11 protein-coding genes and 1 pseudogene are annotated in these 9626 nt (G+C 72.1%); 7 read left to right on the forward strand and 5 right to left on the reverse strand.

Annotated features, from left to right (window positions below):
* The coding region (locus GKQ77_RS20150; RefSeq protein ID WP_219690318.1) for a response regulator at positions 1-318 on the reverse strand (318 nt) is incomplete at its 3' end.
* A 162-nt stretch (positions 319-480) separates the two neighbouring features.
* On the opposite strand from GKQ77_RS20150, the gene GKQ77_RS20155 reads away from it, so the two are divergent.
* The 3 genes from GKQ77_RS20155 to GKQ77_RS20165 are packed head-to-tail and all read left to right on the forward strand — an operon-like array spanning position 481 to position 3507.
* Complete coding sequence (locus tag GKQ77_RS20155) at positions 481-1464, forward strand: Bug family tripartite tricarboxylate transporter substrate binding protein (RefSeq protein WP_219690319.1); 984 nt, start codon at positions 481-483, stop codon at positions 1462-1464.
* Complete coding sequence (locus GKQ77_RS20160; protein ID WP_219690320.1) at positions 1461-1991, forward strand: tripartite tricarboxylate transporter TctB family protein; 531 nt, start codon at positions 1461-1463, stop codon at positions 1989-1991. Before GKQ77_RS20155 ends, GKQ77_RS20160 begins: the two co-directional genes overlap by 4 nt.
* A gap of 1 nt (position 1992) precedes the next feature.
* Entirely contained in the window at positions 1993-3507 is a 1515-nt protein-coding gene (locus GKQ77_RS20165; RefSeq protein WP_219690321.1) for a tripartite tricarboxylate transporter permease, read from the forward strand.
* A 6-nt stretch (positions 3508-3513) separates the two neighbouring features.
* Here the strand turns inward: GKQ77_RS20165 and GKQ77_RS20170 are convergent, their stop codons facing one another.
* Positions 3514-3654 carry a hypothetical protein gene (locus GKQ77_RS20170; RefSeq protein ID WP_219690322.1) on the reverse strand — a complete coding sequence of 47 codons (141 nt, stop codon included), beginning with the start codon at positions 3652-3654 and terminating at the stop codon, positions 3514-3516.
* Positions 3655-3849: 195 nt separating this feature from the next.
* Here GKQ77_RS20170 and GKQ77_RS20175 point away from each other — a divergent pair.
* A pseudogene (locus tag GKQ77_RS20175) lies at positions 3850-4353 on the forward strand (NUDIX hydrolase); the annotation flags it as partial.
* 26 nt (positions 4354-4379) lie between these two features.
* Here GKQ77_RS20175 and GKQ77_RS20180 read toward each other — a convergent pair.
* Together GKQ77_RS20180 and GKQ77_RS20185 are read right to left on the reverse strand one after the other, a co-directional pair.
* Positions 4380-4880 (reverse strand): ribonuclease FAU-1 family protein, encoded by a 501-nt coding sequence (locus GKQ77_RS20180; protein WP_219690324.1) that lies wholly within the window; start codon positions 4878-4880, stop codon positions 4380-4382.
* Entirely contained in the window at positions 4861-5799 is a 939-nt protein-coding gene (locus tag GKQ77_RS20185) for a GNAT family N-acetyltransferase (RefSeq protein WP_219690325.1), read from the reverse strand. Before GKQ77_RS20185 ends, GKQ77_RS20180 begins: the two co-directional genes overlap by 20 nt.
* Before the next feature lie 71 nt (positions 5800-5870).
* Between GKQ77_RS20185 and GKQ77_RS20190 the strand changes: the two genes are divergently transcribed.
* Together GKQ77_RS20190 and GKQ77_RS20195 are read left to right on the forward strand one after the other, a co-directional pair.
* Positions 5871-6251: a GntR family transcriptional regulator gene (locus GKQ77_RS20190; RefSeq protein WP_219690326.1), complete on the forward strand. Its 381-nt coding sequence runs from the start codon at positions 5871-5873 to the stop codon at positions 6249-6251.
* Between the two features lie 97 nt (positions 6252-6348).
* A complete protein-coding gene (locus GKQ77_RS20195) occupies positions 6349-6948 on the forward strand; it encodes a putative immunity protein (RefSeq protein ID WP_219690327.1) in 600 nt (199 codons plus the stop codon).
* Here the strand turns inward: GKQ77_RS20195 and GKQ77_RS20200 are convergent.
* Positions 6939-8033, reverse strand: coding sequence for a DUF5925 domain-containing protein (locus GKQ77_RS20200; protein ID WP_219690328.1), 1095 nt, complete (start codon positions 8031-8033; stop codon positions 6939-6941). The genes GKQ77_RS20195 and GKQ77_RS20200 overlap by 10 nt on opposite strands.
* Before the next feature lie 155 nt (positions 8034-8188).
* Between GKQ77_RS20200 and GKQ77_RS20205 the strand changes: the two genes are divergently transcribed.
* Positions 8189-9610 (forward strand): GH39 family glycosyl hydrolase, encoded by a 1422-nt coding sequence (locus tag GKQ77_RS20205; protein ID WP_219690329.1) that lies wholly within the window; start codon positions 8189-8191, stop codon positions 9608-9610.
* Positions 9611-9626 lie beyond the last annotated feature (16 nt).

The raw sequence follows: 9626 nt of genomic DNA on the forward strand, positions 1-9626 counted from the left end.
GTGCAGGGCCCCCGCCCGCAGCGCCGCCCGCACGACCCCCGCGTCCCGCGCGGCCGTGATGAACAGGGCGTCCACCGGCTCCCGCCCCGGGTCCCGCTCCTCGGCCGCCCGCAGCTCCCGCAGCACCGCGATCCCGTCCATGTCGGGCAGATAGATGTCGAGGAGCACGAGGTCGGGACGGAGCCGCTCGGCCGCCCCCAGCGCCTCGGCGCCGCTGTGGGCGACGCCGGCCACGGTGAATCCGTCCACCGCGGCGACGTACCGGCTGTGCAGCCTGGCGACCATGAAGTCGTCGTCCACCACCAGGACCCTTGTCATCGCCGCAGGCTAAGGGGCCACGGGCGACGGGCGCGATCACAGGACCACAACGACCACAACGACCGTTGATTCCGCAAGAGAGACAGGTCGTCGACGCCCGGGCAACATGTGGCCACCTCACATCCCCGCCCACTCCGACGTTACCGACAGGTGGTGGCACACGTGCGCCCACGCACCCTCCTCGCCCTGCTCGGCGCCGCCCTGCTCGTGCTCGTGGCGCCACCCCTGCTCACCCCGGGCAGCGGCACAGCGACCGGCACGCAGATCCCCGGCCTGCGCCTCATGGTCCCCAACACGCCCGGCGGCGGCTACGACATCACCGCCCGCACCGCCGCGAAGAACGCCGAGGACGCGGAACTCACCCACAACATCGAGGTGTTCAACCTCCCCGGCGCGGGCGGCACCGTCGGCCTGACCCGACTCGTCGGCGAGCACGGCAACGGCAGGCTCGCCATGTCCATGGGGCTCGGCGTCGTCGGCGCCGCCCGCTCCAACCACTCCCCGAAGACCCTCGCCGACACCACCCCGATCGCCCGGCTCACCGAGGAGCAGGACGTCGTCGTGGTCGCCAAGGACTCCCCGTACAAGAACATCGACCAGCTCATCACCGCCTGGAAGAAGAACCCCGGCAAACTGCCCGTCGGAGGCGGCTCCGCACCCGGCGGACCCGACCACCTCGCCCCGATGCTGATGGCGCGCGCCGCCGGAATCGACCCGAAGAAGGTCAACTACGTCCCCTTCGACGGCGGCGGCGAACTGCTCGCCTCCATCCTCGGCAGCAAGGTCTCCTTCGGCGTCTCCGGAGTCGGCGAATACCTGGACCAGATCAAGTCGGGGGAGCTGCGCCTGCTCGCCGTGACCGGCCCGAAGCGGGTGCGCGGCCTGGCCGGACCCACCCTCAAGGAGTCCGGCTACGACGTGGACTTCACCAACTGGCGCGGCATCGTCGCCCCGCCCGGGCTCAGCGACGCCGAACGCGAGAAGCTCACCGAGCTGTTCCGCGAGTTGCACGCCTCACCCGAGTGGAAGAAGTCCCTCAGGACGAACGGCTGGGACGACGCCTTCCTGACCGGCGACAAGTTCGGCGACTTCCTTGACGCCCAGGACAAGCGCGTCGTATCCGTGCTGAAGGAGCTGGGACTGTGACCGCGACCGACACGCCCCCCGCGGAGCGGAGCCGCCGCGACTGGCTGCGCGAGCACTCCGAACTCGGCGTCTGCGTCCTCCTGTCGCTCCTCGGCGCGCTCGTCCTCACCGACGCGCTCGCCATGGACGTGGAGATCACCCAGCGTGGCCCCATCGGCCCGAAGACCGTGCCGGTCGCCGTCGGCACCGGCCTCCTCGTCGTCGCCCTGCTGCTCGCCGTCGACGTACTGCGCGGCGGCCGGGGTGAGGCCGAGGGAGGCGAGGACATCGACCTGTCCGAACCCGCCGACTGGCGCACCGTGCTCCTCCTCGCGGGCGTCTTCCTCGCCACCGCCGTCCTCATCGAACCCCTCGGCTTCCCCGTCGCCGGCGCACTGCTCTTCTGGGGCTCCGCGTACGCGCTCGGCAGCCGCCACCTCGACCGCGACCCGCTCATCGCCGCAGGCCTCTCCGTCCTCACCTACGTGATCTTCAACAACCTGCTCGGCGTGCCCCTGCCGGGCGGCCCCCTGATGGGAGTGCTGTGACATGAACGCCTTCCACTCCCTCATCGACGGCTTCGGAACGGCCCTCACCCCGCTGAACCTCCTGTGGGCGGCGGTCGGCGTGCTCCTGGGCACCGCCATCGGCGTCCTGCCCGGCATCGGCCCCGCCATGGCCGTCGCCCTGCTGCTCCCCGTGACGTACGGACTCGAACCGACCGGCGCCTTCATCATGTTCGCGGGCATCTACTACGGGGCGATGTTCGGCGGCTCGACGACCTCGATCCTGCTCAACACCCCCGGCGAGAGCGCCGCCGTCGTCGCCGCCATGGAGGGCCACCCGATGGCCAGGGCGGGGCGGGGCGCGCAGGCCCTCGCGGCCGCCGCCATCGGCCACTTCGCGGGCGGCATGATCGGCACGCTCCTGCTCGTCGCGCTCGCGCCGACCGTCGCCGACCTCGCCGTCGGCATCGGCGCCCCCGACTACTTCGCGATCATGGTGCTCGCGTTCGTCGCCGTCACCTCGGTCCTCGGCTCCTCCCGCGTGCGCGGCCTCGCCTCGCTCCTGATCGGCCTGACGATCGGCCTGGTCGGCCTGGACCAGATGACGGGACAGCAGCGGCTCACCCTCGGCTCGCTCCAACTCGCCGACGGAATCGACGTGGTGATCGTCGCGGTCGGCCTCTTCGCGATCGGTGAGGCCCTGTGGGTCGCCGCGCACCTGCGCCGCACCAGCGCCGACGCGATCCCCGTCGGCCGGCCCTGGCTCGGCAGGAAGGACGTACGCCGCACCTGGAAGTCATGGCTGCGCGGCCCGCTCATCGGCTTCCCGTTCGGCGCGATCCCGGCGGGCGGCGCGGAGATCCCGACCTTCCTCTCCTACGTCACCGAGAAGCGGCTCTCCGAGCACAAGGAGGAGTGGGGCAAGGGCGCCATCGAGGGCGTCGCGGGCCCCGAGTCGGCGGCGTCCGCGTCGGCGGCCGGCACCCTCGTCTCCATGCTGACGCTCGGCCTGCCCACCACCGCGGTCGCCGCGGTGATGCTCGCCGCCTTCCAGCAGTACGGGATACAGCCCGGCCCGCTGCTCTTCGAACGTGAACCCGACCTGGTGTGGGGTCTGATCGCGTCCCTGTTCGTGGGGATGGTGCTGCTGCTGGCCCTGAACCTCCCCCTCGCCCCTCTCTGGGCGAAGCTGCTGCGCGTCCCGCGGCCCTACCTCTACGCGGGCATCCTGTTCTTCGCGGCCGTCGGCGCCTACGCGGTCGGCGGCGAACCGGCCGACCTCGTCATCCTGCTCGCCATCGGCCTCATCGGCTTCGGCATGCGGCGCTACGGACTGCCCGTCCTGCCCGCCGTCATCGGCGTCATCCTCGGCCCCAACGCCGAGCAACAGCTGCGCCGGGCCCTCCAGATCAGCGACGGCGGCATCGGCGGGCTCGTCGACACGCCATTCTCCGTGACGGTGTACGGCCTCATCGTGCTGATCGTGGCGTGGCCCTTGCTGAGCAAGGCGCTGACGAAGGCGAAGGCGCGGGCGCGGAGTCGTGACGGTGGCGCCTGACGGGGCTCACCCGTCGGGCCACCAGGTCCGCTGGATGTCCTTGCGGACCTCCGGCCTCTCCCGCGGCCGGACCTCGGCCTCTTGGCGTTCCCGCACCCGGCGGCTGACGGGCCTGACCGCGGGCTTGTGCGTGGTGACTCGGCGCATGGCTGCCTCCCTGCCTTACCGATGTCCATCGAAGCCCCGTGCTAGACCTCCGCGGGCCGCCTTTTTGATCGAACACCGTTCGCGGCGGTGCCGGGGCCCGTTGTCAGTGGGGGATGCCACGATCGGGACATGACGCTGAACGAGCCCGCCGCGGAGGCCGACCGGGTCGGAGCGCGGCCAATGACACCCGCCGCCCCGCACCGGCACACGGAGGTCGTCGACGTCCACCTGATCCTGCGCCGAGGGGACGGGGTCCTGCTGGCCCGCCGCGCCAACACCGGGTACGGCGACGGGCTGTGGAACCTCCCCTCGGGGCACGTGGAGGACGGCGAGGACGTCCGCGCGGCGATGATCCGCGAGGCGCGCGAGGAGATCGGCCTCCACCTCACCCCGGCGGACCTGCGCGCGGAAGCGGTCGTCCAGCACCGGGGGCCCGGCGAAGCGCCGCGCATGGGCTGGTTCTTCACCGCGGAGTACGGCGCGGGCGGCGAGCCCTTCAACGCCGAACCGCACAAGTGCGCGGAGCTGACCTGGCACACCCTCACGGCCCTGCCGCACGACATGGTGGCGTACTGCCGCGAGGGCCTGACCTCCTGGCGCAGAGGCGACCGCTTCACGGTGCACTGGCAGCCGGACGACACCTCCATCGCCTACGACCCCGAGCACCCCACCGCCGCCATCCCACTGGGCCCGCGATGAGCGGGCACGCCGGCTGGGGGATGGCGTCAGAGTGTGGGCAGGAGGTTCTTGCGGGCCAGGGACTCCAGTTCCGTGAGCGCGCGGCGGGCCGCCGTGGCCGCCGGGGGGTCCGTGGTGGGCAGGCCGCTCGCCTCGAACTCGTCCTCGTCCAGGCGCAGTACGGTGCTCGCGTCCGCCGAGCACCACAGGTCGAGGTCCAGGTCCTCCACCGTGAGGGTCGCGCCGTCACGGACCGCGGGGCGCGTCACGTCGCAGTACCAGCCCTTGAGCGTGCCGTCGGCGGCGTACACCTCCTTGACCGCGTACCAGCGGTCGCGCCAGTAGTGCTCGGTGAAGACGTCGCCCGGCTCGAAGCGGACGAAGCCGAAGTCGCGGACGCCGGGCGCCGCCCAGGGGGCGCGGACCGTGATCCGTGTGCCGTCGTCGTGGAGGAGTTCCGCCGGGTAGCGGATCTTGGTGCGGCCCGCCTTGACGAGGGCGATCTCCACGGTGGCGGGGCGGTGCCCGTCAGATGAGGTCCCGGACATGGCGCACCTCCGTCCCGCAGATCTCGTAACCGAACCACCGGTTGATCGCCAGCATCGGTTCGTTGCCTGCGTCGTTGCCCGTGAACGCCTCCGTGCAGCCGGCCGCGCGGGCGCGGTGCAGGGAGTCGTTCTTGGCGAGCTTGGCGAGGCCCCGGCCGCGGTGGGCGCGCGCGGTGCCCGTCATCCCGGAGCCGTAGCGGCCCGCGCCGTCCGTGCTGGGCAGGGTGAAGGCGGCGGGGCGGCCGTCCACCAGGGCCACCGTGGTCAGCTCATGGCTGACCAGCGGATGGTGCCAGGTCTCGGCGAGCCAGTGCTCGTAGTCCGTGAACTCCGCGCCCACGTCGCTCGGTTCGTCCGCCACGGTCTCCGCGTCGAGCGCGAAGAGCGGCCGCGGGTCCCGCGCGAACACCGACCCGCTGACCAGCTCCACCCCCGCGGGCGGCGCCTGGTGGGGCGGCAGCGTGCCGTGCGCCAGGTCGAGCCGGAGGAAGTGCGCGCGACGGCTCGCGCGGTAGCCGCGGCGGGCGGCGAAGGCGAGGTTCGCGGGATCGTCGAGCACCCAGGAGTAGACGGTCGTGGCGCCCTCTCCCGCCAGATACTCCTCCGCGGTGCGCAGCAGAAGCGTGCCCGCCCCGGCGCCGAGCCGCCTCGGATGCACATAGACGTTGGCGAAGCCCTGGCCGGGCTCGGGGCTGTCGTGGGCGACGCCCACCTGCGCCGTGCCGATGATCTCGCCGTCGACCTCGGCGACCAACTGCCGGTAGCGGGCGTCGGGATGGGCGTGCGCGCGGTCGAACGCGACCGACTCCGGGGTGGCGAGCATGGCGGGCACGCACGCCCGGCGTACGGAGGCGAAGCCCGCGTCGTCCGCGGTGGAGGCCGGGGCATCGGAGCTGAGGGCTCGGACGATCACAGTCATGGGGCCGCACGGTACGCGGGGCGCGCGCCGGGGTGCCTCCCATTTTCCGGCCCGTACGGGAGAATCGCCCCGTGACTTTGAAGATCGACATCGATGAGGGCGCGGGCGACGCGCCGTACGAGCAGGTGCGGGCCCAGATCGCCGGGCAGGCGCGGTCGGGCGCGCTGCCCGTCGGCTACAAACTGCCCACGGTACGGGGGCTCGCCCAGACGCTGGGCCTCGCGGCGAACACGGTGGCCAAGGCGTACCGGGCACTTGAGGCCGACGGCGTCATCGAGACCCGGGGCCGCAACGGCACCTTCGTCGCCGCGGCCGGGGACGCCGCGGCGAAGGAGGCGTCCACCGCCGCGCAGTCGTACGCCGAGCGGGTCAGACGGCTCGGCCTCTCCGAGGAGGACGCGCTGGCCGCGGTGCGGGACGCGGTGCGCGCGGCGTACGGGACGTCCGGGTAGAGACCCGGGTTGAGACTTCCCGACCCAAGAGCACAACAGTACAAGGGGATCAGCGCTCAAAGTCTCAACCGGTATTTCAAAGATACGATCGAGATTCATGAGCAGCGAGAAAACGCGGGAAAGCCGGGAAAGCAAGGCAAGCCGGGAAAACAAGGGCGTTCAGGAATTCACGCTGAGCGAAGAGGACCGCCGCTCCGTCACTCTCTGGGCCGTCACCTGCGCCACCAGGGCGCTGCCGCTCTTCGAGGCGAGGGCGCCCTCCGACACCCGTCCGCGCGAGGCGGTCGAGGCCGCGAGGGCCTTCGCGCTCGGCGACCGGCGGACGGTGCGGCTGCGCACCGCCGCCTGGGGCGCGTACGCGGCCGCCCGCGAGGTCGGCGATCCGGCCGCCGCGGCCGCCGCACGCGCCGCGGGTGGCGCGGCGGGCGCCCCCTACCTGCACCCGCTGGCCACCCCGCACCAGCTGAAACACGTCCTCGGGCCCGCGATGTACCAGGCGCGGGCCCGCGAGTGCGCCGAGGGCGACGACCCCGGCGTCGGTGACGAGGAGGTCCGCTGGGCGCTGGAGCGGGTGCCGCCGGAGGTCCGCGTGGTGGTCGCGCGGATGCCGGCCGGCAGACCGGGCCGCACCCGGCTCGGCGCCCTCCACCGCCGGCTCGAAGCGGGCCTGCGGGCCTGCCGCGAGGGCTACAGATAGAGCCCCGCGTCAGCGCCCTCCCGCTGATCAGGGACCGAAGTGGGCGACGTACCCCGGCGCAGCGCGAAGAGTTCGGCGAGGGTGGCGCCCTCACGGGGGACGCCCTCCTCCGTGCCGAGCCACTCCACCGCCTCCGGCCGGGTCAGCGCGCCGACCTCGATGCGGGCCAGGCACCGGCCGGGCCGCACGACCGCGGGGTGCAGCCGCTCCAGGTCCTCGTTGGTGGTGACGCCGACCAGGACGTTGCGTCCCTGGCCGAGGAGGCCGTCCGTGAGGTTGAGCAGCCGCGAGAGCGCCTGCCCCGCCGTGTGCTTCGCCTCGCCGCGGATCAACTCGTCGCAGTCCTCCAGGAGCAGCAGCCGCCAGCGCCCCTTGGACGTCCCGTCGTCCTCGCCGATCGCGATGTCCATCAGATAGCCGACGTCACTGAACAACCGCTCCGGGTCCAGGACGCAGTCCACCTGGCACCAGTCCCGCCACGACCGCGCGAGCGTCCGCAGCGCCGACGTCTTGCCCGTGCCCGGCGGGCCGTGCAGGAGCAGCAGGCGCCCCGAGATGGACTCGGGGACCGTCTTCATCAGCTTGTCCATGGCGTCGGCGACCGGGGCCGTGTAGTTGGGCCGCACCTCTTCCCACGTGCCGGCCGAGATCTGCCGCGTGGTGCGGTGCGGGCCGCGCCGCGGCGAGACGTACCAGAACCCCATGGTCACGTTCTCCGGCTGGGGCTCAGGCTCGTCCAGCGCGCCGTCCGTGGCCTGCTTCAGGACCTTCTCCGCGAGGTCGGCGCCGGTCGCCGTGACCGTGACGTCCGCGCCCCGGTTCCAGCGGGAGACCAGCAGCGTCCACCCCTCGCCCTCGGCGAGCGTCGCGCTGCGGTCGTCGTCACGGGCCGCCCGCAGCACCCGCGCCCCGGGCGGCAGCAGTGTGCGGCCCTTCTTGACGCGTTCGATGTTCACGCTGTGCGAGAAGGGCTGCTCGCCCGTCGCGAAGCGGCCGAGGAACAGCGCGTCCACGACATCCGACGGCGAGTCGCTGTCGTCGACGTGGAGCCGGATCGGCAGGGCGTCGTGAGGGTTGGCTGACATGCCGACATGATCCGCCACGCACGCGCTCCCGCGCACCCCGTTTCCCCGGGGTGACCCCCTCGCGCTGTCCGCGCTTCCGGGCGCCGTTGCCGCAGCGAAGAGCCTTGGTGCGGAACCTGTCCTACCGCCCTCCCCCACCGATACGCTTGTCGCTGATGGGACGTCATGGGTGGTTTTCAGGGGCACGGCGGTGGCGCCTCACCGCACTGCTCGGAGTCTGTCTGGCTGTACTGGCCCTGGTGATCACGTTGCTCAACACACTGCCCGAGGACGGCGGCAGCACCGCCGGCACCACTCCGGACGGCGACAAGGTGCACGGCACCCCCGCGGTCCCGTCCGGCGAACCGGAACCGGAGACCGGGTGGGGCTTCACCCACACCCAGTACAGCGCGGACGAGGGCGAGACGGACGCGGTCGAGCGCGTCCGCGCCGAGCTGGCCGCCCAGGGGCGGCCCATCCCGCAGATCCAGCACATCATGGGCTGGGGCGCAGGCAATCCGGAACCGGTCGACGGCCGCTACGACTTCTCCGACATGGACCGCAGGATCGACTTCGTCCGGGCGAGCAAGGGCACGCCCGTGGTCACGCTGTGCTGCGCCCCCGACTGGATGAAGGGCGGCGAGCCGGGCGCGGAGAACACCGACTGGAGCCAGGAGGCCCTGGAGACCGCCCCGGAGCCCGCGCACTACGACGACTTCGCACGGCTCGCCGCGACGGTCGCCAAGCGCTACCCCGACGTACGCCACTTCATCGTCTGGAACGAGTTCAAGGGCTTCTGGAACGACGAGAAGGCCCGCTGGGACTACGAGGGATACACCGAGCTGTACAACCTCGTCCACGAAGAGCTGAAGAAGGTCAACAAGGACATCATGGTCGGCGGCCCCTACCTGGTCATGGACAGCATCGACCCCCGCCAGACCGAGAACGCCTCGCAGGTGGAAGGCCCTTGGGGCCGCCTCGACCAGCGGCCCCTGGACGCCTTCACGTACTGGAACGAGCACAAGAGGGGCGCGGACTTCATCGTCGTCGACGGCGCCAGCTACACCGCGGACGACGAGCTGCTGCCCGACGAGTTCAAGGCCACCGAGAAGTTCACGGCCGTCGGCGAGTGGGTGCGCGAGCGGACTGGCGACCTGCCCTTGTGGTGGGCCGAGTACTACGTGGAGCCCGGCGACAGCCAGGACAACCGCGACGACTGGTCCGAGGCGCACCGCGTGGCCGTCCACGCGTCGGGCCTGATGGCGATCGCCCGCGGCGGCGCCACCAGCGGCTTCTACTGGAACCCGCAGAAGCGGGACGCCAAGTGCGCGGGCTGCCTGTGGACGGCCACCCAACTGGCCGACGGCGGCGTCAAGTTGCCGATGCTGGAACTCATCGAGCGGTTCGGCAAGGAGTTCGGGCCCGGCACCAGGTACGAGACGGTGACGGTCGCCGCCGACGACCGCGCGCACGTCCGCGTCCTCGCCGACGATGCGGCGGTCCTCGTGGTCAACACCCTCGACCGGCAGATCAGCACCAAGGTCGACGGGCAGCGCCTCACCATGAAGGGGTACGAGGTGAAGTGGCTCAAGCGCTGAGCCACCCGCCCCGCAC

This window comes from Streptomyces anatolicus (assembly GCF_019400875.1).
Taxonomy (GTDB): domain Bacteria; phylum Actinomycetota; class Actinomycetes; order Streptomycetales; family Streptomycetaceae; genus Streptomyces; species Streptomyces anatolicus.